Raw genomic sequence first — 25358 nt, forward strand, 5'->3', positions numbered from 1 at the left:
CCCCGCGATCGCCTATCTTGGACCGTCCAACCAACTTCATCGAGGGGGAAACAGCGTGGAGGACGAGACCGGCTTGTCAGCCGTCGACCTCCTCGACATCAACCGCGAGATCCAGGGCTCCCCCACGATCCGGCTGCTGGCCGCGCTCAACCTGGGGGGTTACGCCACCCTGATGGAGCGCCACCTCAGCGAGGGCGAGATCAGCGAGACCGAGCTGGTCGTGCGACTCGAGCGTGACCTCGACGAGCTGGGCCGGCCCGGTGGCGAACAGTCCGGCTTGGGCCTGATCAAGAGCTGGGCCAGCCAGGGCTGGCTGCATCGGGTCGCCGACCAGCGCAGCGGCATCGAACGCAACCTCTGCTACCTCACCCAGGACGCCCGCCGAGCGCTGGACTTCCTGCGCGGGCTGCGCCGCCAGGACACCATCGCCACCGGCGGGTCGATCAACGGCATCGCCGCGCGCCTCAAGCAGATCGCCCTGCGCGTCGGCAACGACCCGGTCCGCATCCGCGCCGGCATCCAGGCCGAGATCGCCGCCCTGCACGCCGAACTGGATGCGCTGGAACGCGGTGAAGAGCTGGACCGCTCCGCCGACGTCGACATGACCGACATGTACGACGAGGCCCACGCCATCGCGTTGCAGATGGAACGGCTGATCACCGACATCGGCCAATACGGGACGATGATCGAGCGGGCCACCGCCGCCCTCGACGAGCCCATCGACAGCAACCTGGCCTACCGCGACCGGCAGCGCCAGATGTACGCCGACTACCAGGCCGCCTGGGACTCCCAGGGCCGCGATTCGCACCGCGCCTTCCTCCGGATGATCAACGACCCGGACCAGCGCGCGGAGTTCGAGGCCGATGTGGCCGCCGTCGCCCACGCGCTGCCCGCCCTCGATCCGGCGCTGCGCAAGGTGATGGCGGGGTTCTTCGAGCTCGTCGGACAGCAGATCGACGAGGTGGAGCGCATCCAGCAGCGCTGCGCGCAGCGGGTCAAGCGCTTCACCGCGTTCGGGACGCTGGAGCAAAGCCGCGGTGTGGCCCGTCAGCTGAGCGACGCGATCGGCGCCGCCCGCGCCCTGCTCAAGAGCTCGCTGACCGACTCGCGGCTCGACATCGAACTCCCCCTGGCCCGTCACGCCATCAGTTCGGTTGGCGCACTGAGCTTCCGGATCGGTGACCTGTCATCGCCCAGGCCGGCTCAGGCTTCCGAAGGCGAGCTGGACCTGACCAGCTTCGCCGCGCTGACCACCCAGGTCGACGCCCCGGCGATGTCGGAGATGATCAACACCGCCCTGGATACCGGCCCGGTGTCGCTGCCGGACGCGGTGCAGATGCTCGACGCGGCGTACCTGGGTCACGTCATCGTGCTGTGGTCGTGGGCGCTCAAACAACCATCACAGACAGACCCAGCCTCGAACACACCGGTGACCGTCCGATTCCAGTCGCTGGACGGACGGGACCGCGAGATGGAGGTCCCCCACCTGGTCTTCACCGAACCGATCTCCAGCCTGTTGGGAGCCAGCGCATGACGGACACAGCCGACCTGGACATCACGGCCTTCAGCTCACTCCCCCAGGTCGACCAGACCGCGCGCACCCCGCATCAGCGGCGCCCACGCTTCGACGGCGACGTGAGCGAGCTGCCCGACCGGGCTTGTTGGGCGCTGCAGCAGCTGCTGACCCGCCGCTACATCAGCGCCGAAGGCGACGCCGATCTCTACAGCTGGGTGCTGGAATACCGTGCGCAACTGTCGGTTCGGCTGTCTGAGCTCGACCTGATGCTGCGCGTGGTCGAGGGTGCTGACGTCGCGTTCGTCGAGCAGGCCCGGTACGAATCCGCCAGGGGCGCCAAGCTTTTGCGTCGCGAGCCGCTGGGTACCTACGACTCGATCCTGGCGCTGCACCTGGCGCAGATGTCACGAGCCACGGGTGGCCAAGCCGTGTTGATCAGCCGCGAGGAGGTGCACGGGCTGTTCTCCGGTGTCCTCAACGACGTGGACCGCGACACCGTCACCTTCACCGCCCGCATCGACGCCGCCATCGCGCGCCTGGCCGGACTGGAGATCCTGCGCAAGACCCGCGATGACGAAGACAGCTATACCGTCAGCCCGGTGATCAATGCCGTGATGACCGCATCGGTGATCGCCGAACTGCAGCAGCAGTTCGAGATGCTGCTATCCGGCGGCGCATCCCCGGACCGCGATGAACAGGAGACCGCGCTCGATGGCTGAACAGTTCCACTTGTCGCGGCTGCAGGTCATCAACTGGGGTGTGTTCGACGGCTACCACGACATCCCGTTCAGCGAAGGCGGCGCGTTGATCGCCGGAGCGTCCGGAAGTGGGAAGTCCTCACTGCTGGATGCGATTTCGCTGGGCTTCCTGCCGTTCAACCGGCGTAATTTCAACGCTTCCGGCGACAACACCGCGGCCGGATCCAGCGCGGGCCGGCGCACGGTCGACAAGTATGTGCGCGGGGCGTGGGGTCAGCGCAGCGACGGCGGCGCCAGCAAGGTGATGTACTTACGCGGCGACGGCACGGCATGGTCGGCCATCGCCGTCAGCTACCGCAGCAACACCGGGCGCACGGTCACCGGCCTGGTACTGAAATGGCTGACCGGGGAGTCCCGCTCGGACTCGTCGAGCCGGTTCGTGCTGGCCGACGGCGACCGCGACATCGAGGACGTCTGTAACCGCTGGGCGGCAGGGCGTTTCGACTCCGGAGTGTTCAAGGACGACGAGTGGCGATTCTCCACCAAGGTGGAGTCGCAATACCTCGCCCAGCTGTACGCCACGATCGGCATCCGCGCCTCCGACGCCGCTCAGCAGCTGCTCGGCAAGGCGAAATCGCTGAAAAGCGTTGGCGGCCTGGAACAGTTCGTGCGCGAATTCATGCTCGACGAACCAAGCAGTCTGACCCGGCTACCCGAGGCACTCAAGCAGATCGACCCGCTGGTGGAGGCCCGCGAGCTGCTGGCCGTCGCCCAGAAGAAGCGCAAGATCCTCGGCGACATCGAGAAGATCCAGCAGCGCTACGCCTCGGAGTCGTCCGATCTGGGCATCATCGATCTGGTGGATCAGCCGATGGTCCGCGCCTACACCGACCATGTCCGGCTCACGCAATGCAGGCCGCAGATCCAGTCGCTGGACGCCACCATCGACCAGCTCGGCAACGAGTACGAGGACGTCACCCGCCAGCTGAATCTCGCCAAGGCCGAGGGTGATTCGCTCAATGCGCAGATCAGCGGATCCAGCGCCAGCCTGGGACCGTTGCAGTCCCAGGTGGCCGGCGCGGAGGCACAGGCCGAACAGGTGTCGCGGCGCCGGGCGGCCTACGAGGCGATGCTGGCCGCCCAGGACATCGACGTCCCGGACACCGCCGACGAATTCTGGAATCTGCGTGAGGAACTCGCCACCGAGGTCACCGAGCTGCTGGCCAAACTCGACCGGGGCCGGGAAGCCTCCACCGATGCCGAATACGCGCAGAAGGCCGCCCGCATCGCCCGCGATGACGCCGCCAAGGAGCTCAAGCGCGTCGAACACGTCGGCTCGGCGCTGCCGGAGTTTGCGATCACCATGCGTGAACACATTTGCGCTGCAGTCGGTGTCGACCCCGGCGAGCTGCCGTACATCGCCGAGCTGATGGATCTGCGTCCCGATCAGAGCCGGTGGCGAGTGGCCGTGGAAAAGGTGCTGCGCGGGGTGGGTCTGCGGCTGCTGGTGCCCGATGACCGGTATTCGGCGGTGCTGCGATTCGTCAACGAAACCAACATGGGCGGACGGCTGCAGCTGCACCACGTCCGCGCCTCGCTGGTCGGCGCCGAACCGGTTGACGCCGAGCCGAACACGTTGGCCGGCAAGCTATTCGTGGTCGATCCGACGCATCCGTGCGCGGCCGAGGCCGCCGACGTCATCGCCGCCGCGGGCGACCACATCTGCGTGGACACCCCGGATGTGTTCTCCCGGTTCCGCCGCGCGGTCACTGACACCGGCCTGTACAAGGACTCCGAGCGGCTGGCCATCAAGGATGACCGTCGTCCGCTCAAACAGGCCGACTACATCTACCAGGGCGACGTTCGGGCGAAGATCGACGCGCTGACCGTCGACCTCGCCAATGCCGAAGAGCTGTACCAACAGGCGCGCCGCAAGGCCGACGAGATCGCCGCGCAGCGTCAGCAGTGGCGGGATCGGGCAGCGGCGTGCAAGGCGATCTGCGAGCAGTTCCCGCAGTGGAACCAGGTCGACAGCGATACCGCCGACGGGCACGCCGACCGGCTGCGCGAGCAGTTCGAGCTCCTACTAGCGGACAACCCGGACATCGAGGCGCTGACCGCGCGCGCCGACGAGTGCTGGGAGGAGATCCAGACGCTGATGACGCGTCGCGGGGCCATTCAGACCCGCCGCGACGATCTGGACGCCCGGCGCACCCAGCTGCTGGAACTACAGGACCGGCTGGCGCCCGCGTTCGTCTCCGAACCGCTGACCGAGCTGCTGAACCGCTACGCCGCCCTCGTGCCGGTGGCCTTGGAGGTGCTCAATCCCGAGCCGCACCGCGAGGCCGTGTTCAACACGATTCGCCGTGAGCGCGAGCAGCTGCGCGAAAGTCGCAGGCGCTCATACGATGAGCTGGCTCGCATCCTGAACACCTTCGACACCGCGTTCCCCGATGCCATTCCCAACGACAGCGACGTGTTCGACGAGCGGGTGCACGACTACGTGGCGCTGTGCCGGCACATCGACGAGCGCGAACTGCCCGATGCTTACGAGCGGATGATGCGCTTGGTCACCGAGCAGGCGCCTGACGCGATCCTCACGCTGCACCGGGTGGCCGAGCAGGAGGCCCGGCGGATCAGCGAGCAGATCGACCGGGTCAACACCGGCCTGGGCGCGGTCGAGTTCAACAGCGGTACCCGGCTGACGCTGCGGGCCACGCCACGCAGCCTGACCGCGGTGGCAGAGCTGACCGAAATCGTTCGGGCGATCTCGCGGCGCATCGCCGAGGTGGGCCTGGGTGACAAGCAGGCGATCCTGGATCAGTACGCCGATATCTTGCGGCTGCGCAACCGACTGGCGTCGACGGCGCCGGAGGACAAGGCGTGGACCCGCGACGCGCTGGACGTCCGCAACCGGTTCACCTTCGACTGCGCTGAGTGGGATGTCCGCACCGAGGAGCTGATCCGCACGCACAGCAACGCCGGCGACAACTCCGGCGGCGAGCAGGAGAAGCTGATGGCGTTCTGTCTCGCCGGGGCACTGAGCTTCAACCTGGCGAGCCCTGAGAGTTCGGACAACAAGCCGGTTTTCGCGCAGTTGATGCTCGACGAGGCCTTCTCGAAGTCGGACCCGCAGTTCGCCCAGCAGGCGCTGCAGGCCTTTCGCAAGTTCGGTTTCCAGCTCGTCATCGTGGCCACGGTGCAGAACGCCACCACGATTCAGCCCTACATCGACAGCGTGATCATGGTGTCCAAGACCGAGGCCACCAGCCGCAACGCCCGCCCGGTGGCGACCGTGGTGTCCAAGACGATCTCGGACTTCACGACCTTGCGTGCCGAGATGCGGAGTTCGGCCGCGCGTGACCGGGTGCCGGCCGGGGTGTAGCGGTCGCGGCCCGCAAAAAGGTCAGGGGCGCAACGCCCCTGACCTCTTTGCCGTTGGTGCTGAGTTACTTCAGGTTGGGCAGGTTCTCCTGGATCGCCGCGACCTGAGCCTTGCCCACGGCTTCAACGAAGTCCTGCGGCACCGGGTTGAGGTCACCCGGTGCGCTGCTGAAGATCGCCACCACGACGGTGCGCTCGACCGTGAAGAGCAGGGCGGCCATCGCCGACTTGCCGTCCACCGAGGTGCCGATCGTGACGGTGGCATCCGGGGTGACCGCGGGCAGCGGCACCGGGGAGCCGGTCACCTGACTGGGCACGCTGTTCGCGGCGCCGGTCAAACCGGTCGCGGCCTGTGAGGGGTTGTCACTGACGATCACCGAGATGTTGATGGCGTCGGTACCGGAGGTGTAGGTCTGCGAGACGTCCAGCGGCGCCGGCGTCAGCGTCACCTTGGGTGCGTCACCGGCCCACGGGGTGTTGCCCACCTGCGGGATGTCGGCCGGCTTCACCAGCAGCGTCGCGTAGTCCGGGGTACCGGCCGGCGTGGTGGCTTCAGCACTGGTCGTTTCGGCAGCGGTGGTGGTCGACGTCGTCGTGGATGTCGTGGTGCTCGTCGTCGGCGACGACTTCTCCTCATCCTTACCGCATCCGGCGACAACCAGTCCGAGCGCCACGGCGGCTGCCGTCACTCGGACGATTGCTCGCGTGCGTACAGGGTCCATGACAGCGAACTCCCCTCCGGCCACACCCCGGCGGAGGGCCAAAGGGCAGCCTAAACGAGCCTGACCGCCGGCCTGCGATTATTTGACTTATTCGTTAGGGATCAGCCGTTGTGTGGGGTTACCAGGAACTTCTCCCCCGTCGCCCGCTTGACGTATTCGGTGAACGCGTCCGGCTGGAGCATTCCGGCGAGTGACACCTCACGGGTGTAGCTGCTGGCGAAAGTTGTGGTGAGCTCCGCGGCCACCCGTGCGCGTAACCGGCCGATCGTCTCGGCGCCGGCGGTGGCGAGAAACGGGGTCAGCAGCCAGCCACCGATCCCCCACGACATCCCGAAGTTTCGCGTCAGCACGGTCGGACTGGTGTCGAGTGCGCCGTAGATATAGACCTGCTTGTGGACATCCGATCCGTACCGGGAGTATTCGCCCGCTTTCGCGCTCGCCGACGCCTCCATGGCGTTGAGGATGTCGCTCGCGAGCGTCCCGCCGCCGGTGGCATCGAACGCCAGGGTCGCCGAGGTCGCCTTGAGTGCCTCCACCAGATCGGTGGTGAACGACGGCGACGTCGAGTTGAGGACGTACTCGGCGCCGAGCGAGGTAAGTAGCTGTTCCTGCTCGGGCTTACGGACGATGTTGACCAGTGGGATGCCGTCTTTCTGGCAGATCTTGACCAGCATCTGCCCCAGGTTTGATGCGGCCGCGGTGTGCACGAGTGCCGAATGTCCTTCGCGCCGCATGGTTTCCGTCATTCCGAGCGCCGTAAGCGGGTTGACGAACGACGACGCCCCGTCACGCGCCGTGGCACCGTCGGGCAGGACCAGACACATCGGTGCGTCCACCACTCGATACTGGGAGTACATCGCGCCGCCCGCGACGCCGACGGTTTTGCCGATGAGGGCTTGAGCCGCTTCGGATGACCCGGCGGCCACCACGGTGCCCGCGCCCTCATTGCCCACCGGGAGGGACTTGTCGAGTCGCGCGGCCAGGCCGGCAAGGGAGCGCTCCGGTAGTGATGCGGTGACGACGGGACGTTCTGGTGTGCCGGTCACGGCCGCGGTGCTCATGTCCGCGGTCGCGATCAGCAGGCCCAAGTCTGACGGGTTGATCGGCGCGGCCTCGACCCGCACGAGCACCTGGTTGTCGCCGGGCGACGGGACGTCGACGTCCTGCAACGAGAGTTCGAGTTTGCCGTCGGACGTCACCAGCGAACGCAGCTCGAGAGCTTTGTCGGGCAGATTTTCGACCATTAGGGGTGCCTCTTTTCTGGTGACGATCAACGGTTCAGATCATAGGAACGTCCAACGCCGGCCGGAACCTTCCGCCGATTCACGATCACGACGGTGCGCGGCGTCACAGAAGTTGACGATTGAACCTTCGCTGATGGCGGGTACACAGCGCTGTACACCTGACCTGAACGGAAGGAACGATTATGGGCGACAGCGGACCCGAAGAAGCCGTCAAAGGCGTCGTCGAAGACGTCAAGGGCAAGGCCAAGGAAGTCATCGGCATCGTCACCGACAAGGACGATCTGCGTGAAGAAGGCCGCGCTCAGCAGGACAAAGCCGATGCCGCGCGCGATGTAGCCAAGAAGGAAGCCGAAGCCGAGGCCGCCCGCACCGCGGAGCAGGCCGCCGAGGCTCGCCAGAAGGCCGCCGAGTAATTCAGCTGTGACGCGGGGATGCGTTGTGCCGCCGAGGTTTGCCGCACAACGCATCCCCGACGGCTGTTTGGGCGCCCGGTTTGAAAATGACAGATCCGGCAATTCCCTAGGCGCAGTACTACATCGCTACACACGCTCTATGAACGGATGAAACATGATTATCCTCGGCATCATCCTCCTTCTGATCGGCTACTTCACCGGCCTATCGATCCTCTACACAATCGGTGGCATCCTCGTCGTAGTCGGCCTCGTGCTGTGGATCCTCGGAGCAGTCGGGCGCCCGGTCGGGGGACGAAAAGTCTGGTTCTAGCGCCGCATCGCGGCGCCTTTCGAGCCGCCGGTAATCCGGAGGCACTGAATGACTTCTGATGTCCCGAGACACCTTTGACGGGTGTCTCGGGACATCGTCATGTCAAGGCACTTACTGAAGTAGGGCGGGCGGGGCTCGAACCCGCGACCAATGGATTATGAGTCCACGGCTCTAACCAACTGAGCTACCGCCCCCTGGTGCGGACCCTATCGTCGCATGTCCGCCTCGCTCCGAGGCAGATTGGTCGGCCTCAGCCCAGTGCGGTGCCGTCGTTGCGCAGTACCGCTTCGACATCACCGCGGAACGCCGCGAGCTGCTCGCGCTGCTCGTCGGTGTACTCGCGCGAGGAATCGTCGAGCACGCAGACCGTGCCCACCACAGTCCCCGACGCGTCGTGCACCGGCAGGCCCAGATAGTTGTGCAGGCCGAACTCCGTCTCGTCCTCATTGCCGGCGAACGTCGCATCCTCGCGCGAATCGCGCACGAACAGCGGGCTGTCAGCGTCGACCACCTTCTCGCAGTACAGCGGCACCCGGGAACCATCGTCACGGGCCTTCTTGCCGGCCGCCCCCACCGTGTAGTGCTTGGTGGCCTCACCGGCAGTCGCCGCCACCACCATCGAATCGGGCTCGGAGCGCATCACCAGAACCGACTTCACCCCGAGCTGCTCAGCGATCTTTTCCAGTTGACCGGCCAGCGGTGAGAGCCCCGCGGTGGTGTCCGTCTTGTGGGGTTCGGCATCAGACATGGCACCAGTCTCCCGGCGCGCGCAGCGGGCGGCAACACTTTCACTCACGGCGAGGTGCACGATGGGTACTGTGCCGATGCCTTCCAGCGCTTTCGCCTCCGACAACGCCGCTCCCGCACACCCTCGGGCGCTCGAGGCGATCCAGGCCGCCAATGACGGCGCTGTCATGTCCTACGGCGGTGACCCCATCACTCACCGCGCGGCCGAGCGGATCCGGGACGTCTTCGACTCCCCCGGCGCCGATGTACTTTTCACCTTCACCGGCACCGGCGCGAACATCATCGCGCTGACGGCCGCCGTACGGCCCTGGCATGAAATCCTCTGCAGCGACGTCGCCCACAGCCTGCTCGACGAGGCCGGCGGTCCGGTGCGGGTGTCCGGCGCCAGCCTCGTCGCGCTGCCCAGCGAGGACGGCCTCATCGACCCGGCACTCCTGGATCGCCGCATCACCCGCCGCGGCGAGGTGCACCACTCCCAACCACGCATCGTCACCATCACCCAGTCCACCGAGAACGGCCGCGTCTGGCAGCCCGAGGCGATCGCAGAGTTCGTCGACCACGCGCACGACCTCGACCTGCTGGTCCATGTTGACGGCTCCCGAGTTGCCAATGCGATTGCAGCCCTGAATGTCTCGCCGCTGGATGCTGTCGGTGACGCCGACATCGTCACGGTGGGCGGTACCAAGAACGGCATGCTGTTCGGCGACGCGGTCTTGGTGCGACGCCCCGAACACTTCACCGGTATCGAGTTCGTCCAGAAGCAGATCGGCCACCTGGCCAGCAAACACCGCTATGTCGCAGCGCAATTCGAGGCCATGCTGACCGACGGCGCCTGGCTCGACACGGCCGCCCACGCGAATGCCATGGCCGGCAAGCTCAGTTCAGGCTTGACCGCACTCGGCCTGCGCCTGGCGTCGGCCACCGATGCCAATGAAGTGTTCGTCGACCTGCCCGCCGACGCGTTGGCGGCCGTGCGACAACACTTCGCCGTGCACGTCCCCGACCCGCACAAGCCCGCCGCCCGGTTCGTCTGTTCGTGGGCGACCACCGACACCGACGTCGATGCGGCCTTGGCGGCGCTTGCTCAGGCGAAGACGGTCTGACCGTCCTCGTCGATGAGGTAGCGCTCGGTGCCCTCCTCGACGCGGGCCTGATCGGCTTTCAACGACACCGCGATCTTGTTGCTGGCATTGCGCATCACGTCCAGCGTCAGCTCGCGGGCCTGCTCCTGCGAGAAGTGCTCCCGCACACCGGAAGCCACCGCCGGACTGATCCGCGCCGGCGACCAGATCAGCGCGTCGGCGTAGCGCAGCGCCGCCTTGTGCGCATCGGTCAGCAGCTCGGAAGACTCGAAGTGCTCGATGTCGTCGTACATCGATTCGCTGCCACCGGCGTCCAGGGCCTTGCTCTCCCGCAGCGATTTGCACAGCCGGCAGTTGTGCGCGACAGCTCCGCGTAGCCGCACCACCTCGGTGGTGACCGGGTCCAGCGACCGCAGCCGCGCCACCCCGGGCAGCAGCTGGTTGAACAACACGTCACCGGCGTCGATGCTCGGATCCCACACCGGTACGTCGGGCACCCAGCCGACCGGCAACCCGAGCACCTCCAACCCGGTGCGCACCCGCGGCAGGAAATCGGCGAAGAACATCTGGATCACCGCCGCGAAGCTCGCCGCACCCAGCGCACCGGTCAACGCCTCCCGCTGGCGATCGGAGATCGCCGACACATCGACGCTGAACTGCTCGGCGAACTCGGCCACCACCTTCTCGGCGTCCGACTCGGGCGCGCTCAGCGGGGTTTGCGCGGGCAGCGGAGTCAGCGAGAGGGTGTCCCCACAGGTGGTGCGGATCAACCCCACCAGCCGCTGCAGGTCGGCCGGTGATTGCACCACCAGCTGGGTCAGGACAGCGTCGAGATCATCGGCCATCTGCCGATTATTGCGCCTGGCTCACCGACGACATGTGGAAGTCGGGGATTCGCAGCGTCGGCATCACCGCGCGGGTCGCCCAGTCGCCCCACTCGCGGGGCAACGTCTGCTCGGGCACCCCGGCCTCGGTGGCGCGCCGCAGCAGATCCAGCGGGCTCTCGTTGAAGCGGAAATTGTTGACCGCCCCGGTGACTTCGCCGTCCTCGATCAGGTACACCCCGTCGCGGGTCAACCCGGTCAGCAGCAGGGTGGTCGGATCGACGGTGCGGATGTACCACAGCGTGGTCAGCAGCAGCCCGCGCTCGGTGGATGCCACCATGTCCGCCAAGTCGGCGCTGCCGCCGGTCATCAGCAGGTTGTCGGCCGGCACCGCGACCGACGTCCCGAACTCGGCGGCCGCCGCCCGCGGGTAGGCCAGCGCGTTGATGACGCCGTCGCGGATCCAGTCCACCCGCCCGATGTCGAGCCCGTTGTCGAAGACCGAGATCGTCTCCGAACCGCTGGTGGCCGCGACGAACGGCGCGCACTCCAGTCCCGGTGCGAACGGATCGGAGTACATCGTCAGCGGCAGTTCGGTGAGCCGCTCCCCGACCCGCGTTCCACCGCCGGGAGCCGACAACGCCGTCCGGCCCTCCTGGGCGCCGCGACCGTCCATCGACCAGCCGAGGTAGATCATCATGTCGGCCACCGCGGACGGCGGCATCAGGGTTTCGTAGCGGCCGGCCGGCAGCTCGACGGTCCGATTGGCCCAGCCGAGTCGCATCGCCAGATCGTCGAGCAGCGTGTCGGTGGGCACCTCGGTGAACCATGGCGTGCTGATGCCCGCCCACGCGCTGGCACCGTCGCGTTTGGCGTTGATCTCGACGGTTCCGGTGGGCTGGGTGAAGCGGCGGCGGATCCCGGTCGAGGTGGCCAGAAACGTCGTCTCGACGACGTGGTGGGCGTAGCCGTACAACCGGTCGGTGCGCCCGAACCCGCCCGACAGTGATTCGGCGACATCGGCGAACACCTCGGCCCCGGTCTCCGCAATCGACTCGTTCCAGTCGTCCGGGGTGCCGCTGCCGGTCAGCAGCGGCGCACTGTCGCGGGCGTCGGGAGCGGCGTGGGCGGCGTGTTCGGCGGCGGCCACCAACATCGCGATCGCCGCGGGGTTGACGTCGCTGCTGCGGACCGCGCCGGTATGCGACGTATCACCTTTGCGGACAATCGAAATCACGGTGGTCGACCGGGTGGTCGAGACACCGTTGGTGGTCATCGAGTTCCCCGCCCACCGCAGCGAGGCCTCGGCCCGATCGGTGACGATGACGATCGTCTCGTCGACGGTGGCGGCCTGCAATGCCAACTCGACGACCTGCTGGGCGGGGATCATGCGTGGCCCGCTTCCTCGCGCGTGTTGAGCACGTTCACCCCGCGGAACAACGCCGACGGGCAGCCGTGGCTGACGGCGGCCACCTGACCGGGCTGGGCCTTGCCGCAGTTGAACGCCCCGCCGAGACGCCAAGTCTGCGGCCCGCCAACGGCTTCCATCGAATTCCAGAAATCGGTGGTGGTGGCCTGATACGCCACGTCGCGCAGCTGGCCGTCCAGCCGTCCGTCGCGGATCCGGTAGAACCGCTGGCCGGTGAACTGGAAGTTGTAGCGCTGCATGTCGATCGACCAGGACTTGTCGCCGACGATGTAGATGCCGTCCGAGACCCGGGAGATCAGGTCCTCGGTGCTCAGATCCTCGGCGCCGGGCTGCAGCGAGACGTTGGCCATCCGCTGGATCGGGACGTGGTGTGGGGAGTCGGCATAGCTGCAGCCGTTGGACCGGGCGTGGCCCAGCCGCGGCGCGAACACCCGGTCGAGTTGGTAGCCGACGAAGATGCCGTCGCGCACCAGATCCCAGCTCTGGGCGGCCACTCCCTCGTCGTCGTATCCAATTGTGGCCAAACCGTATTCGACAGTGCGATCAGCGGTCACCGTCATCACCGGCGAGCCGTAGCGCATCGTGTTCAGCTTGTCCGGGGTGGCGAACGAGGTACCCGCGTAGGCGGCTTCGTAGCCGATCGCTCGGTCGTATTCGGTGGCGTGGCCGATGGATTCGTGAATGGTCAGCCACAGGTTGGTGGGGTCGATCACCAGATCGGTCGGCCCCGCCACCACCGTCGGCGCCTTGGTCTTCTCGGCGAGCAGGCTGGGCAGCTCGGCCAGTTCGGTACTCCAGTTCCAGACCTCGTCGCCGGCCACCGCCTCCCAGCCGCGGGCGGTCGGCGGGGCCAGCGTGCGCATCGACTCGAAGCTGCCGGCCGCCGCGTCGACGGCCACCGCGTCCAGCGCCGGCTGCAGCCGCACCCGCTGCTGGGTGATCGACGAGCCGAAGGTGTCAGCGTAGAACGTCTGCTCCTTGACGGTCATCACCATCGCCGAGACGTGATCCACCCCGTCCGACGCCATTAAACGACCCGAGTACTCCCCCAGCAGAGCGATCTTGTCGGCGGTCGGCACGGTGAACGGGTCGATTCCGTAATTCGACACCCACGTCACATCGCTGTAGACCGGTTCGGCCGCCAACTCGATGCGCTCGGCGTTCAGCAGCGCAAGCGTGGTGGCGACCTGGACTGCGCGGCGTGCGGTGTCCGCGGCGACCTCGGGCGCAAGCTCGGCGTGCGAGGCGAACCCCCAGGTTCCGTCGACGATCACCCGCACAGCCAGCCCGATCTCGCGGTCGGTGACCGCGCTCTGCAGCTCGCCGTCGCGCAGCTGGACCACCTCGCTGGTGATCGCGTGGATCCGCAGATCGGCGTAGCTGGCGCCGGCGGCACGAGCCGCCGACAGGGCAGCGTCGGCCAGCGCATGGCGCGGCAGGGCCAGAAAGTCGGCGTCAACGTCGCGAGGACTCACGTGCTACACGGTAACGGGCGGCTCGGTGACCCGCTTTAATGGCCAAGGTGATGACTCGGCGTGTGCGCTCGACCCTGCTGGGGTACGCGCTGCTCGCACCGAGCCTGTTCGGGGTCGTCTGCTTCCTGTTGCTGCCCATGCTGGTGGTGGTGTGGCTGAGCCTGCACCGCTGGGATCTGCTGGGGCCCATCCGCTATGTGGGGCTGGACAATTGGCGTTCGGTGCTCACCGACGCCGGCTTCGGCAACTCCCTGCTGGTGACGCTGGCGTTCATTGCGATCGTGGTTCCGGTGCAGATCGTGCTGGGTCTGGTCGCCGCGGCGCTGTTGTCCCGCGAGCTGCCGGGTAGCGGCGTGTTCCGCACCGTGTACGTGGTGCCGTGGGTGTGCTCGCCGCTGGCGGTCGCGGTGCTGTGGCATTGGATCCTGGCGCCGACCGACGGAGCCGTCAGCACCGTGTTGGGGCATCGCGTCGAGTGGCTGACCGATCCCGGGCTGGCGTTGCCGGTCGTCTCCGCGGTGACGGTGTGGATGAACGTCGGCTACGTGACGCTGTTCTTCCTGGCCGGGATCCTGGCGATTCCGCCGCAAATCCACGCCGCGGCCCGCCTCGACGGCGCGACGAGCTGGCAGCGGTTCTGGCACATCACGCTGCCGATGCTGCGACCGACATTGTTCTTCGTCTCGGTGACCGGCGTCGTCAGCGCGGCGCAGGTGTTCGACACGGTGTACGCGCTGACCGGTGGCGGGCCCGCCGGGCGCACCGATCTGGTGGCGCACCGAATCTATGCCGAGGCGTTCGGCGCCGCCGCGATCGGCCGGGCAGCGGTGATGGCGCTGGTGCTGTTCGTCATCCTGGTCGGCGCAACGATCGTCCAGCACCTCTACTTCCGGCGGCGGATCAGCTATGACCTCACGTAACGCGTTGATCTACCTGGGTCTGCTGGCCGGTGCAGTGATCACCCTGGCCCCGTTCGGGCTGGGCCTGTTGACGTCGTTCACCTCGGCGCAGCAGTTCGCCACCGGCACTCCGCTATCGCTACCGAGCCCGCCGACGTTGGCCAACTACAGCGCGTTGGGCGATGCCGGATTCGGCCGGGCGTTGGCGGTGACAGCGCTGATGACGGCCATCATCACACTGGCGCAGCTGACGTTCTCGGTCCTGGCCGCTTACGCATTCGCCCGCCTGGAGTTCACCGGCCGCGACGCCATGTTCTGGATCTACATCGCGACGCTGATGGTCCCCGGCACGGTGACCGTGGTGCCGCTGTATCTGATGATGGCCGAGCTGGGCTTGCGGAACACGTTCTGGGCGTTGGTGTTGCCGTTCGTGTTCGGCTCCCCCTACGCGATCTTCCTGCTGCGCGAGTACTTTCGCGGCATCCCCGCCGACCTGGTCAACGCCGCCCGGCTGGACGGGGCCAACACCCTCGACGTCCTTGTACACGTGGTGTTGCCGGCTAGCAAGCCGATCCTGGTGACCCTGACCCTGATCACCGTTGTCAGTCAATGGAATTCGTTCATGTGGCCGCTGGTCATCACCAGCGGCGGCACCTGGCGGGTGCTCACCGTCGCGACCGCGGGGTTGCAGACCCAGTACAACGCCCAGTGGACGCTGGTGATGGCGGCGACGACGGTGGCGATCGTTCCGCTGATCGCGCTGTTCCTGGCGTTCCAACGCCAGATCGTCCGCTCGATCGTCGTCACCGGGCTGAAATGAGCTGGCCGCCCTCGCCAATGAGATGGCCCCACCCGCCGAGATCGACGTCATGGCTGCGGTCGAGCCGATTTCACAACCCTGGTGTCGATCTCGACGAGGGTGTGACCAAATGAGCTGGCCGCCACGGTTCTCCACCCGAATGCTGGCCGGGCTGATCGCGGTCGCCGTGGTGCTGGTCTCCGCGGCCCTGGTGCTGGGCCGCACAGGCGAACCGTCGGGCACGACCGTGGTCACCGTGCGACTCTGGGATCCGCAGGTGGCGGCCGCCTACGCCGAGTCCTTCACCGAATTCAGCCGTACACACCCGGACATCGAGGTGCGCACCAACGTCGTCCCCTACGCCAGTTACTTCACCACCCTGCGGACCGACGTCGCAGGCGGCGGCGCCGACGACATCTTCTGGCTCAACAACGCGAACTTCGCCGAATACGCCGACAACCACCGGCTGATGTCGGTGACGCCGAGCCCGGACTGGGACCGGTCGGTCACCGCTCAATTCACCCGGGGCGGCGCACTGTGGGGCGTGCCGCAACTGACCGACGCCGGAATCGCCCTGTACTACAACGCCGATCTGCTGGTCGCCGACGGCGTCGACACCGCCGCACTGAACTCGCTGCGCTGGGATCCCGACCCGAGCGTCGACACCCTGCGGCCCCTACTCAAGCGCCTCACCCACGGCAGGCAGTGGGCGTACAACGCCGCCAACGACTTACAGGCCATCTACCTCAACTACATCGGCTCGGCGGGCGGGGTGTTCTCCGACGGCGACCGGTTCGCCTTCGACAACCCGCAGGCCGCCACCGCGTTCCGCTATGTCGTCGGGCTGATCAACACCGATCGGGTCGCCCCGCCCGCGTCGGACACCAACGACAACGGCGACTTCTCCCGCAACCAGTTTCTATCCGGGCGGATGGCGCTGTTCCAGTCGGGCACTTACAACCTGGCCCAGGTCGCCGAGCGGGCGACGTTCCGCTGGGGCGTGGCGATGTTGCCGGCCGGACCGGCGGGACGGGTCAGCGTGACCAACGGCATTGTCGCCGCGGGCAATCCCGTCAGCCGTCACCCCGACGCGGTGCGCGAGGTACTGGCCTGGCTGGGCAGCGAACGCGGCAACTCCTATGTCGGCCGCCACGGCGCCGCCATCCCGGCGGTGCTGCCGGCCCAGCAGGAGTACTTCGACTACTGGTCAGCGAAGGGCGTTGACGTGACGCCGTTCTTCCGGGTGCTCGACGGCCCGCGCATCGCCGCGCCGGGCGGATCGGGCTTCGCCGCCGGGTATCAGGCGATCAAGCCGTACTTCGACCAAATGTTCCTGGGCAGAACACCCGTCGCGGATGCACTGGCCGGCGCCCAGGAGGCGGCCAACACCGCGGCGTCGCGCTAGATAGCGGCGAGCACCGTCACCTGCAGGCCGACCGACACCACGCACACCAGCGCGGAGATCGCCAAGACCACCCAGTCGGCGCGCTTGGGCCCCGACGGCGCCGCCGAGATCGTGCCGGTCCCGCCGCGCGCAGTGATCGCGTCACCCATCTCGTCAGCGCGCCGAAGCGCCACTGTGACGCCCGCCGACATCAGGTCCACCATCTCGATGGCCCACCGCCGGCGCCGGGCCCGCCGACTGGTCAGCACCGGGCGGGGCCGCAGCCGTCGCGCGGCGTAGAGCAACCGGAACTCGTCGAGCAGCATCGGAAATGCCCGCAGCGACAAGGCAAGAGCCACCGCCCAGTCGTCAACCGGGATGCGGAAGAATTTCAGCGGCCTGCCCAGTCGCGCCACCGCTGGCGCGATATCGGCGACGTTCGTCGTCCACGACACCATCATCCCCAACGCCAGCAGCACGATCGCCACCACGGTGATGCGCACGAACTTCAGCAGCCCACCGAGTTCAAAGGCGTGGGACGCCAGATGCAGCACCGGCGCTCCACCACCCAGCGTCGCGGTCACCGCGCCGAGCAGCAGCAATAACCACAGCCACTTGGGTACTGACGGCAGCACACCGCGCGGGATGCGGGCCATCCGGATCGCGGTGCCGATGAGGATCGCGACCAGAGCGATCGGCACCCAATCCGGATAGAACGCCAACAGTGCCGAGAAACCGAGGACCACAACCAGTTTGGTGCCGGCCCACAGCTCGTGGATCGGTGACGTGCCCGGCACCGGACGCAACAGCACCACCGGGCGGGGCTGGCGCGCGGTCGTCACGACACTTCCTCCGCGGTCGGCGCGGTGGTGAGCACACCGTCGCGCAGGTGCAGAGTGCGTGGGCACAGCTCCTCGAGGCCCACGAAATCATGTGAGATCACCACGACGGTCAATCCGCTGTTGCGGCGCAGATCGCTCAGCAGCCGCAGCAGCCCGCGCTGGCTGGCCGCGTCGAGGCCGGCCAGCGGCTCGTCGAGAATCAGTGCCTGCGGCGAGCGCGCCAGCAGCCCGGCGATCACCACTCGGCGCATCTGTCCGCCCGAGAGCTGGTCGATGCGACGCCCGGCCAATGAGGCATCCAGGCCGACCTTGGCCAGCGCGGCGTGCACCCGGGCTGTGTCGCGGGGCGAAAAGCCGGCTGCGGACGCAACTTCCAGGTCGACACGACTGCGCATCAGCTGCAGCCGGGCGGCCTGGAAAGCGATCGCCACCTCGCCGACACACTCGGGTGCCGGGCGCCCACGCACCAGGCACGCGCCGGACGTCGGCGTGGTCAGGCCCGCCATGATCCAGGCCAGGGTCGACTTGCCAGAACCGTTGCCGCCGTGGATGAGAAGGCCGTCGCCCTCGTGGACGGTGAAGTTGACATCGGTCAGCGCGGGCTTGGCCCACGGTGTACCCGCAGCGTATTCGTGGCTGACATGGTCGAGCTGCAACACCGGTTCCGCGGCGCGCGGTGCAGCACTGGTCGTCGCCGTCGGCGCGGCGGCGCTTTCGACCATGTTGGTGTTGTCCAGCGACTCGGTGAGATCGACGATCCGGTCGGCGGTATCGGCTTCGTTGTTGTAATGGGTGATCGCCACCAACGCCATCCGGTGGCGTTCGGTCAGACCGGACAGCACGTTCAGCAATGCCTCCCGGCCGCGCTGGTCCACCATGCTGGTGACCTCGTCGGCGATCAGCATCGACGGCGTGCGGGCCAGCGCGGCGGCCACCGCGAGCCGCTGCAACTCGCCGCCGGACAGTCCGCCGGTGTCGCGCTCCTCCATGCCCGTCAGGCCGACTTCGTCGAGCAGCGCCGGAATATCGGTGTGCGTCCCCGGCGGCAGTCCGAACACCACGTCGTCGGCGACTCGCGTTCCCAGGACCTGACTTTCGGGGTGCTGCAGGATCACCGCAGTCCCGCCCGGTTTACCCAGTCCGATCGCACCGGGCCGCTCGATCACGCCGGAGGTGGGGTTCCGTCCGGCCAGCAGCAGCATCAGCGTGGTCTTGCCGGAGCCGTTGGCGCCGGTGATCGCCACGTGCTCGCCGACGTCGACCGACAAGCTCACGGGCCGCAGCGCGTCGCGCGCGGCGTTGGGGTACCGGAACCCGGCGTCGACCAGGCGCACCGGAACCGGTGCGACCGGCCCGGATTCGTCGGGCGGCTCGAGCTTGTGCACATCGGGGATGCCGCGCAAGCGGTCCAGCACCCGCGACAGCGCCCACCACCCGACCAGGGTGACGACCATGATCGAGAACATCGCGTAGACCATCAGCAGTGCCGGCCAATACTGCAGGGCGACGCCGAACATGTGCCGCGCGTCCTCGGCGGCAGGCCGGAACGGCTCGAAGCGCGACATCACCGACACCACGCCGTCGAAGTTGGCCGTCATCGCCTCGAACGTCAGCGTGCGCAGCCGTACCAGCACGGTCAATGCGGCGATGATGAAAAGACCGAACACCACACCGGCCACCAGGCCCACCGCGATCACCGTCGGGGTGCCCCGCCCGCGGCGCTTCATGATGCCGGCCAACCCACCGACGTAGGCGCAGTTGACCACCACCATGAGCCCGCTGACACCGGCGATGAGGAAGGCGACGACACTCGCCGCGACCGTCGACGCGACCAACACCCGCAGGCGGTACCGGTAACCCAGCAGTCCCATCGGCACTGTGGTGAGAAGCGAGAGTCCCCCGGCGAACGGCACGACGACGGAGATGATCGCCAAGGCGGCGGCCAGCGCGGCCATCACGGAGGCTTGCGCCATCTCGACGGGTGACAGCGATCCTGTTCGACGGCCATCGAGCGACGGGCGGGAGGGCTGCTGCGCAGGGGCCTCCGGTCTCGTCGCGGTCATCACCTGATTCTGCCAGCCGCCTGGGGCTGCTCGGGGTCTCGGCCTGCCGCGGCCAGGGCCGCCTGTGGGAAAGCTGTGAGAAATGACACCGGCCGGCCGGGCGACAACATAGTATTTCTATGTAAATATGGTCGGTATGAGTCCGACGCCCACCCAGGAGCACCCCGGCGCCGCGTCCACGTCGCACACGGGCTTGGGGTCTGAGCTGCTCACCGTCGTCGCCCGGCTCAACCGGCTGGCCACCCAGCGGATCCGGCTGCCGCTGCCGTGGGCGCAGGCCCGGCTGCTCAGCACGATCGACGACCAGGGCGAGGCCCGCATCTCCGATCTGGCCGAGCTCGACCACTGCTCGCAGCCGACGATGACCACGCAGGTCCGTCGTCTCGAGGATGCCGGCTTGGTGGCCCGCACCCCCGATCCCGACGATGCGCGTGCGGTCCGTATTCGCATCACCCCTGAGGGCAAGACAATGCTCACCCAGGTCCGCGCCGACCGCGCCGCGGTGATCGATCCGCGCATCGAGCGCCTCTCGGACGAGGACCGCGAAATCCTGTCGACTGCCGTCGGTGCATTGCATCGCCTGCTCGACGACCTCGACACGTCACCGAAGTAGTTAGGAGTGAGCCACTCATGTGGCGCCAACCCAAGGCCGTCTGGGCCGTTGCGTTCGCATCCGTCGTCGCGTTCATGGGAATCGGACTCGTCGATCCGATCCTGAAACCGATCGCCGACAATCTCAATGCCACACCGTCGCAGGTGTCGCTGCTGTTCACCAGCTACATGGCCGTCATGGGTGTGGCGATGCTGGTCACCGGCGTGGTGTCAAGCCGTATCGGCCCGAAGCGCACGCTGCTGCTCGGTCTGGTGATCATCATCGCCGGCGCCGGACTCGCCGGGATGAGCGACACCGTGATGGGCATCGTCGGCTGGCGCGCACTGTGGGGACTGGGCAATGCGCTGTTCATCGCGACCGCGCTGGCCACCATCGTCAACTCCGCGCGCGGCTCGGTTGCCCAGGCGATCATCCTTTACGAAGCCGCACTGGGGCTCGGCATCGCGGTTGGCCCACTGGTCGGTGGCGTGTTGGGTGGAATCTCTTGGCGTGGACCATTTTTCGGGGTGTCGGTGCTGATGGCCATCGCCCTGGTGGTGACGGCGCTGCTGTTGCCCGAGACGCCCCGCCCGCAGCGCATGACGACGCTGGCCGACCCGTTCCGCGCGCTGCGGCACCGGGGCCTGCTCGGGGTCGCGGTCACCGCGCTTCTGTATAACTTCGGCTTCTTCACGCTGCTGGCGTTCACCCCGTTCCCACTCGACATGAACGCGCACGAGATCGGGCTCATCTTCTTCGGCTGGGGTCTGTGCCTCGCCTTCACCTCGGTGGTGGTGGCACCCCGGTTGCAGCACCGTTTCGGCACCGTCCGGGTGCTGCTGCTGAATCTGCTGTGTTTCTCGGCGCTGCTGGTCGTGATGGCCGTCGGCACCGACAACAAGGCCATCCTGGCCACCTGTGTGGTCATCGCCGGCCTGTTCATCGGCATCAACAACACGCTGATCACCGAAACGGTCATGAAGGCTGCGCCCGTCGAACGCGGTGTCGCCTCGGCCGCCTACAGCTTCATGCGGTTCGGCGGCGCCGCCGTCGCACCGTGGCTGGCCGGCGTGCTCGGTGAGCGGGTCAGCGTGCACCTGCCGTTCTGGGTCGGCGCCGGCGCGGTGCTGCTCGGCGCCGGGGTGCTGGCGCTGACCGCACGCCACCTGAGTGGGATCGACGCTTCCGGCGAAGATGACGTCGAGGAGATCACCGAGCAGGCCACCGCGGTGACCATCGGCAGCGACAGCTGAAACCGTTGTCGCTCAACGCCGTGGGCGCTCACATCCAGATGGTGGCCTTCGCGCTTTCCCTGGGCTGAGCCAGCGAATGGTCCCTGCCCAACAGGTCGCCGGTGATGACGCCGCAGAACCGGTACATCGAGATGTCGAAGATTCCGTTCTGCATGGGCTGCTCGATGAAGTGCCCGAGGCGTTCGGCGCCGATGAAGACCGCCATCAGCAGCAGGCCGATGATCACCCCCGCGTAGGGGTGTGACGAGCCGTCCAGCCTGCTGAACGCCATGATCGCGAAGAACCAGGCCAGTCCGCGGACGAAGACCTCGTATTGCAGCGGGATCGGCTCATTGCGGATGCGTTCCAGGCCGCTCTGGGCAGCCACCAGAGCGGTGTTGACGCTCATCAGCATCACGCGGGCCTGGTTGTCGATATGTCCGTTCGCCGAAAGGGTTTGGATGTCGACCGCCTGGCGGGTCATCAATTCGGTGGCGCCGATGTCGGCGGGATCTTCCGGTGTCAGATCAGCGACGCCCGCCACCGCTGGAATCTTGCGCAGATCCGCGGCGAGCTGCCAGGCATAACGCACCTGCCGACGACGCATCCGGCTCAGCACATCCGCCATCTCCGGGGAGCCGGAGTCCACCGAGCACAGCGTGTTGTCGGTGGCACGCGAGTTGATGATGACGTTGCCCCACAGCGTTCGGGCCTCCCACCACCGGTTGTAGGCGGTGGTGTTGCGGAAACCGATGAACACCGAAGCACCGATACCCAACACCGACAGCACCGCCGCGGCGTAATCGATCTGGGTGGGGTCGGGAATGGGGATCAAGATCGCGGCCACCACGATGATCGCCAGCAGATCCCAGCGCATCTGCCACCACACCAGGCCGGAGACCTTCAGTGGGCCGAGCTTCCCGACGCTACGAATCACCGCGTCAGCGTATTGCTCACAAGGCGGCTTCGACGAGATTTCCGACCGCATAGGTGGCGGCGATCGCGATGGCACCGAACGCCAATTGTCGTCCGGCGCCGAGCCACATCGAGCCCTTGGTGAATTTTGCGGCCACCGCACCGGCCACCAACAGGCCGACTGCACTGCACACCAGACCCAGCCACAACTTCTCCGAACCGAACAGATACGGAAGCAGCGGGACGATCGCACCCAGGGCGAACATCACGAACGAGGAGACCGCCGCGATCACCGGGGACGGCTTATCCCGCGGGTCGACGCCGAGCTCCTGGGACAGGTGGAAGTGCACCGCCTGGTCCTCATCGCGATGAATCTCCTCGGTGGCCTGCCGCGCGGTGGCCTCCGACATCCCCATGTCCATCAACATCGACACCAGTTCGTCCCGTTCGGCGTGCGGATGCCGCTCGAACGAGCGCCGTTCGATGCGGACCTGGGAGTCGATCTGTTCGTTGGCGGTGGTGACGGACGTATATTCGCCCAGCGCCATCGAAAATGCGCCCGCGAGCAATCCGGCGACGCCGCTGAGCACCACGGTGTGCGCCCCGGCGCCGGCCGCGACGCCGGCGATCAGCGCGCTGTTGGAGACCAATCCGTCCATCGCCCCGAAGGTCGCCGCACGCAGCCAGCCTCCGGTGACGTCGGGATGGGAGTGATCGATGTCGTGGGGCAGGTGTCCCGATGCGGGGACCCCCTCGGACTCGGTCATACGCGCCATTGAACGCCAGCCCCTCGAGTCACATCCACTGAGGTTGGCCTGTGTTTGCCACATCCGCGTTTGCCAAATGCGCTGCGCGGATACCTTCATGCCATGACCACCACTGCGGAGCACCTCCGGAACGCGCTCGACGGCCGTTGGCGAGACGTCAAGAACGCCGTGCGAGGCGAACTTTCCACCGAAGTCTTCCGGCCGCACTACACGCCCAACACCGCCATCGCCCGCGCGAAGGTGGCTGAGCAGATGAAGATCATGGCAGCCAAGGGCGCCGCTGAAGACGGCTTCCGCAAGGAGCACGGCGGCAACGGTGATGTGGGAGCAGCCGTCACTCGCATCGAGATGCTCGCGATGTCCGACCTGTCACTGATGGTGAAGGCGGGCGTGCAGTGGGGCCTGTTCGGCGGCGCCGTCGAGAACCTCGGCACCGAACGCCACCACAAGGCCTACGTGCAGCGCATCATCGACCTGGACCTGATGGGGTGCTTCGGCATGACCGAGACCGGGCACGGCAGTGATGTCCAGGCGTTGGAGACCACCGCCACCTACGATCCGGCGACCCAAGAGTTCGTGATCAACTCCCCCACGCCGACGTCGCGCAAGGACTACATCGGGGGCGCGGCCGAAACCGCCAAAGTATCAGCGGTTTTCGCGCAGCTGATCACAGGAGGCGAATCACACGGTGTGCACTGTTTCGTCGTTCCGCTTCGGGACGAGGACGGCAACGACCTGCCCGGCATCACCACCTCGGATTGCCACTACAAGGGCGGCCTCCCCGGCGTCGACAACGGCCGCATCATGTTCGACAACGTGCGCATCCCGCGCGACAACCTGCTGAACAAATACGGTGACGTCGCCGCGGACGGCACCTACTCCTCCCCCATCGAGAACGTGAACCGGCGTTTCTTCACCATGTTGGGCACCCTGATCCGCGGCCGGGTCACCGTCGGCGGCAGCGCGGCGGCCGCCGGCCGGGTGGCCCTGGATATCGCGGTGCGATATGCCTTGCAGCGCAAGCAGTTCAGCGCACCCGATGACGACGGCGAAGTGCTGATCATGGATTACCTGGTGCACCAGCGCCGGTTGTTCCCGCTGATCGCCCGCTCCTATGCGTTGCAGTTCGCCCAGAATGAGTTGGTGGCCCGGTTGCACGACCTGCAGACCTCGGACAACCCCGACGCCGAGGAGCAGCGCGAGCTCGAATCCCGGGCGGCCGGGCTCAAGGCGGCCAACACCTGGCACACCAGCACCGCCATCCAGGAGGCCCGCGAAGCATGCGGTGGCGCAGGCTATCTCGCGGAGAACCGGCTGATCGCGCTGCGCGCGGACACCGACGTCTTCACCACCTTTGAAGGCGACAACCATGTGCTGACCCAACTGGTCGCCAAGGAACTGCTGACCGCCTACGCCGATGACATCAAGGGTATGAGCCCGGTGGAGTGGGTGCGCTTCGCCGCCAACTTCGCCGGCGACCGCGTGCTGAAAAGGACTGCGGCCGAGACGATCATGCAGACCATCCTCGATTCCCGCCAGGACAACGAGGAGGAAGGCAGCCTGTTCAACCGCGGCACCCAGGTCAAGATGTTCGAGGACCGCGAGGAGTACCTGCTCGCATCGGTGGCACGCCGGCTGCAACGCAAATCCAAGGAGATGTCGGCGTTCGACGCCTTCAATTCCGTGCAGGATCATGTGCTGCACACCGCCAAGGCGCACATCGACCGGATCGTGCTCGAGGCCTTCGTCGCCGGTATCGACGCCTGCGAGGACGAGGACGCCCGCAACATCCTCGGCATGGTGTGCGACCTGTACGCCCTGTCGGTGATCGAGGACGACAAGGCGTGGTTCATCGAGCACCGGTTCCTGTCCACCGAACGGGCCAAGGCCGTGACCCGCGGCATCAACCAACGCTGCCGCGATCTTCGACCGCACGCCGAGCTGCTGGTGGACGGATTCGGGATTCCCGAACAGCTGCGGTACGCGGAGATGCTGCACCCGGAGAACATCCTCGACTAACA

22 protein-coding genes and 1 tRNA gene are annotated in these 25358 nt (G+C 67.1%); 12 read left to right on the plus strand and 11 right to left on the minus strand.

The features are described from left to right. The first annotated feature begins 55 nt into the window (after positions 1 to 55). The 3 genes from CRM90_RS03350 to CRM90_RS03360 are packed head-to-tail and all read left to right on the plus strand — an operon-like array spanning position 56 to position 5599. Complete coding sequence (locus CRM90_RS03350; protein WP_102805766.1) at positions 56 to 1534, plus strand: DUF3375 domain-containing protein; 1479 nt, start codon at positions 56 to 58, stop codon at positions 1532 to 1534. Further along, a complete protein-coding gene (locus CRM90_RS03355) occupies positions 1531 to 2235 on the plus strand; it encodes a DUF4194 domain-containing protein (protein WP_102805583.1) in 705 nt (234 codons plus the stop codon). The genes CRM90_RS03350 and CRM90_RS03355 overlap by 4 nt, the downstream gene beginning before the upstream one ends. After that, positions 2228 to 5599, plus strand: coding sequence for an ATP-binding protein (locus CRM90_RS03360; RefSeq protein WP_102805584.1), 3372 nt, complete (start codon positions 2228 to 2230; stop codon positions 5597 to 5599). Before CRM90_RS03355 ends, CRM90_RS03360 begins: the two co-directional genes overlap by 8 nt. 64 nt (positions 5600 to 5663) lie before the next feature. On the opposite strand, the gene CRM90_RS03365 is transcribed toward CRM90_RS03360, so the two are convergent. Beyond that, complete coding sequence (locus tag CRM90_RS03365) at positions 5664 to 6287, minus strand: cupin domain-containing protein (protein ID WP_102805585.1); 624 nt, start codon at positions 6285 to 6287, stop codon at positions 5664 to 5666. 134 nt (positions 6288 to 6421) lie between these two features. After that, a complete protein-coding gene (locus CRM90_RS03370; RefSeq protein WP_102805586.1) occupies positions 6422 to 7564 on the minus strand; it encodes a zinc-binding dehydrogenase in 1143 nt (380 codons plus the stop codon). A 182-nt stretch (positions 7565 to 7746) separates the two neighbouring features. Here CRM90_RS03370 and mbp1 point away from each other — a divergent pair, with 182 nt between their 5' ends. Next, complete coding sequence (gene mbp1 / locus CRM90_RS03375; RefSeq protein ID WP_102805587.1) at positions 7747 to 7977, plus strand: microaggregate-binding protein 1; 231 nt, start codon at positions 7747 to 7749, stop codon at positions 7975 to 7977. Positions 7978 to 8131: 154 nt separating this feature from the next. Then, positions 8132 to 8287: a hypothetical protein gene (locus CRM90_RS03380; protein WP_102805588.1), complete on the plus strand. Its 156-nt coding sequence runs from the start codon at positions 8132 to 8134 to the stop codon at positions 8285 to 8287. A gap of 120 nt (positions 8288 to 8407) precedes the next feature. On the opposite strand, the gene CRM90_RS03385 is transcribed toward CRM90_RS03380, so the two are convergent. Both CRM90_RS03385 and CRM90_RS03390 read right to left on the minus strand, forming a co-directional pair. Continuing rightward, positions 8408 to 8481, minus strand: a tRNA-Ile gene (locus CRM90_RS03385). Between the two features lie 56 nt (positions 8482 to 8537). Further along, on the minus strand, positions 8538 to 9035 hold the full coding sequence (locus tag CRM90_RS03390; RefSeq protein ID WP_102805589.1) for a GAF domain-containing protein: 498 nt from the start codon (positions 9033 to 9035) through the stop codon (positions 8538 to 8540). A gap of 76 nt (positions 9036 to 9111) precedes the next feature. On the opposite strand from CRM90_RS03390, the gene CRM90_RS03395 reads away from it, so the two are divergent. Continuing rightward, complete coding sequence (locus CRM90_RS03395) at positions 9112 to 10137, plus strand: threonine aldolase family protein (protein ID WP_102805590.1); 1026 nt, start codon at positions 9112 to 9114, stop codon at positions 10135 to 10137. Here the strand turns inward: CRM90_RS03395 and CRM90_RS03400 are convergent. The 3 genes from CRM90_RS03400 to CRM90_RS03410 are packed head-to-tail and all read right to left on the minus strand — an operon-like array spanning position 10119 to position 13844. Then, positions 10119 to 10961, minus strand: coding sequence for a carboxymuconolactone decarboxylase family protein (locus CRM90_RS03400; RefSeq protein ID WP_102805591.1), 843 nt, complete (start codon positions 10959 to 10961; stop codon positions 10119 to 10121). The genes CRM90_RS03395 and CRM90_RS03400 overlap by 19 nt on opposite strands. Before the next feature lie 7 nt (positions 10962 to 10968). Beyond that, on the minus strand, positions 10969 to 12330 hold the full coding sequence (locus CRM90_RS03405; protein ID WP_102805592.1) for a metallopeptidase TldD-related protein: 1362 nt from the start codon (positions 12328 to 12330) through the stop codon (positions 10969 to 10971). Continuing rightward, positions 12327 to 13844 (minus strand): TldD/PmbA family protein, encoded by a 1518-nt coding sequence (locus CRM90_RS03410; protein ID WP_102805593.1) that lies wholly within the window; start codon positions 13842 to 13844, stop codon positions 12327 to 12329. The genes CRM90_RS03405 and CRM90_RS03410 overlap by 4 nt, the downstream gene beginning before the upstream one ends. A 50-nt stretch (positions 13845 to 13894) precedes the next feature. Here CRM90_RS03410 and CRM90_RS03415 point away from each other — a divergent pair, with 50 nt between their 5' ends. From CRM90_RS03415 to CRM90_RS03425, 3 genes are all read left to right on the plus strand, one after another. Beyond that, positions 13895 to 14764: a carbohydrate ABC transporter permease gene (locus tag CRM90_RS03415; protein WP_102805767.1), complete on the plus strand. Its 870-nt coding sequence runs from the start codon at positions 13895 to 13897 to the stop codon at positions 14762 to 14764. After that, entirely contained in the window at positions 14751 to 15563 is an 813-nt protein-coding gene (locus CRM90_RS03420; RefSeq protein ID WP_199189759.1) for a carbohydrate ABC transporter permease, read from the plus strand. Before CRM90_RS03415 ends, CRM90_RS03420 begins: the two co-directional genes overlap by 14 nt. A 109-nt stretch (positions 15564 to 15672) precedes the next feature. Then, positions 15673 to 16947, plus strand: coding sequence for an ABC transporter substrate-binding protein (locus CRM90_RS03425; RefSeq protein WP_102805594.1), 1275 nt, complete (start codon positions 15673 to 15675; stop codon positions 16945 to 16947). Here the strand turns inward: CRM90_RS03425 and CRM90_RS03430 are convergent. Then, the gene (locus CRM90_RS03430) at positions 16944 to 17768 is read right to left on the minus strand and encodes a CbiQ family ECF transporter T component (protein WP_233209142.1); all 825 of its coding nucleotides are present in this window, start codon (positions 17766 to 17768) and stop codon (positions 16944 to 16946) included. The genes CRM90_RS03425 and CRM90_RS03430 overlap by 4 nt on opposite strands. Further along, on the minus strand, positions 17765 to 19831 hold the full coding sequence (locus CRM90_RS03435) for a DUF2232 domain-containing protein (protein WP_102805595.1): 2067 nt from the start codon (positions 19829 to 19831) through the stop codon (positions 17765 to 17767). The genes CRM90_RS03430 and CRM90_RS03435 overlap by 4 nt, the downstream gene beginning before the upstream one ends. A 136-nt stretch (positions 19832 to 19967) precedes the next feature. On the opposite strand from CRM90_RS03435, the gene CRM90_RS03440 reads away from it, so the two are divergent. Then, positions 19968 to 20444 carry a MarR family winged helix-turn-helix transcriptional regulator gene (locus CRM90_RS03440; RefSeq protein WP_102805770.1) on the plus strand — a complete coding sequence of 159 codons (477 nt, stop codon included), beginning with the start codon at positions 19968 to 19970 and terminating at the stop codon, positions 20442 to 20444. 17 nt (positions 20445 to 20461) lie between these two features. After that, positions 20462 to 21676 (plus strand): MFS transporter, encoded by a 1215-nt coding sequence (locus CRM90_RS03445; RefSeq protein ID WP_102805596.1) that lies wholly within the window; start codon positions 20462 to 20464, stop codon positions 21674 to 21676. Between the two features lie 28 nt (positions 21677 to 21704). Here CRM90_RS03445 and CRM90_RS03450 read toward each other — a convergent pair whose 3' ends face one another. After that, positions 21705 to 22592, minus strand: a complete 888-nt coding sequence (locus CRM90_RS03450; protein WP_102805597.1) for a bestrophin family protein — start codon at positions 22590 to 22592, stop codon at positions 21705 to 21707. 16 nt (positions 22593 to 22608) lie between these two features. Then, a complete protein-coding gene (locus CRM90_RS03455) occupies positions 22609 to 23337 on the minus strand; it encodes a VIT1/CCC1 transporter family protein (protein WP_102805598.1) in 729 nt (242 codons plus the stop codon). Between the two features lie 102 nt (positions 23338 to 23439). On the opposite strand from CRM90_RS03455, the gene CRM90_RS03460 reads away from it, so the two are divergent. Continuing rightward, positions 23440 to 25356, plus strand: coding sequence for an acyl-CoA dehydrogenase family protein (locus tag CRM90_RS03460; protein WP_102805599.1), 1917 nt, complete (start codon positions 23440 to 23442; stop codon positions 25354 to 25356). The last annotated feature ends 2 nt before the right edge of the window (positions 25357 to 25358 follow it).

Source organism: Mycobacterium sp. ENV421, assembly GCF_002887815.1.
In the GTDB taxonomy this organism is placed as follows: Bacteria; Actinomycetota; Actinomycetes; order Mycobacteriales; family Mycobacteriaceae; genus Mycobacterium.

Excerpts from the sequence above, each read along its gene's own strand:
- CRM90_RS03355 (WP_102805583.1), top strand. The coding sequence starts at position 1,531 with ATGACGGACACAGCCGACCTGGACATCACGGCCTTCAGCTCACTCCCC.
- CRM90_RS03360 (WP_102805584.1), top strand. The coding sequence starts at position 2,228 with ATGGCTGAACAGTTCCACTTGTCGCGGCTGCAGGTCATCAACTGGGGT.
- CRM90_RS03370 (WP_102805586.1), bottom strand. The coding sequence starts at position 7,564 with ATGGTCGAAAATCTGCCCGACAAAGCTCTCGAGCTGCGTTCGCTGGTG.
- mbp1 (WP_102805587.1), top strand. The coding sequence starts at position 7,747 with ATGGGCGACAGCGGACCCGAAGAAGCCGTCAAAGGCGTCGTCGAAGAC.
- CRM90_RS03380 (WP_102805588.1), top strand. The coding sequence starts at position 8,132 with ATGATTATCCTCGGCATCATCCTCCTTCTGATCGGCTACTTCACCGGC.
- CRM90_RS03390 (WP_102805589.1), bottom strand. The coding sequence starts at position 9,035 with ATGTCTGATGCCGAACCCCACAAGACGGACACCACCGCGGGGCTCTCA.
- CRM90_RS03395 (WP_102805590.1), top strand. The coding sequence starts at position 9,112 with ATGCCTTCCAGCGCTTTCGCCTCCGACAACGCCGCTCCCGCACACCCT.
- CRM90_RS03400 (WP_102805591.1), bottom strand. The coding sequence starts at position 10,961 with ATGGCCGATGATCTCGACGCTGTCCTGACCCAGCTGGTGGTGCAATCA.
- CRM90_RS03405 (WP_102805592.1), bottom strand. The coding sequence starts at position 12,330 with ATGATCCCCGCCCAGCAGGTCGTCGAGTTGGCATTGCAGGCCGCCACC.
- CRM90_RS03415 (WP_102805767.1), top strand. The coding sequence starts at position 13,895 with ATGACTCGGCGTGTGCGCTCGACCCTGCTGGGGTACGCGCTGCTCGCA.
- CRM90_RS03420 (WP_199189759.1), top strand. The coding sequence starts at position 14,751 with ATGACCTCACGTAACGCGTTGATCTACCTGGGTCTGCTGGCCGGTGCA.
- CRM90_RS03425 (WP_102805594.1), top strand. The coding sequence starts at position 15,673 with ATGAGCTGGCCGCCACGGTTCTCCACCCGAATGCTGGCCGGGCTGATC.
- CRM90_RS03435 (WP_102805595.1), bottom strand. The coding sequence starts at position 19,831 with ATGACCGCGACGAGACCGGAGGCCCCTGCGCAGCAGCCCTCCCGCCCG.
- CRM90_RS03440 (WP_102805770.1), top strand. The coding sequence starts at position 19,968 with ATGAGTCCGACGCCCACCCAGGAGCACCCCGGCGCCGCGTCCACGTCG.
- CRM90_RS03445 (WP_102805596.1), top strand. The coding sequence starts at position 20,462 with ATGTGGCGCCAACCCAAGGCCGTCTGGGCCGTTGCGTTCGCATCCGTC.
- CRM90_RS03455 (WP_102805598.1), bottom strand. The coding sequence starts at position 23,337 with ATGACCGAGTCCGAGGGGGTCCCCGCATCGGGACACCTGCCCCACGAC.
- CRM90_RS03460 (WP_102805599.1), top strand. The coding sequence starts at position 23,440 with ATGACCACCACTGCGGAGCACCTCCGGAACGCGCTCGACGGCCGTTGG.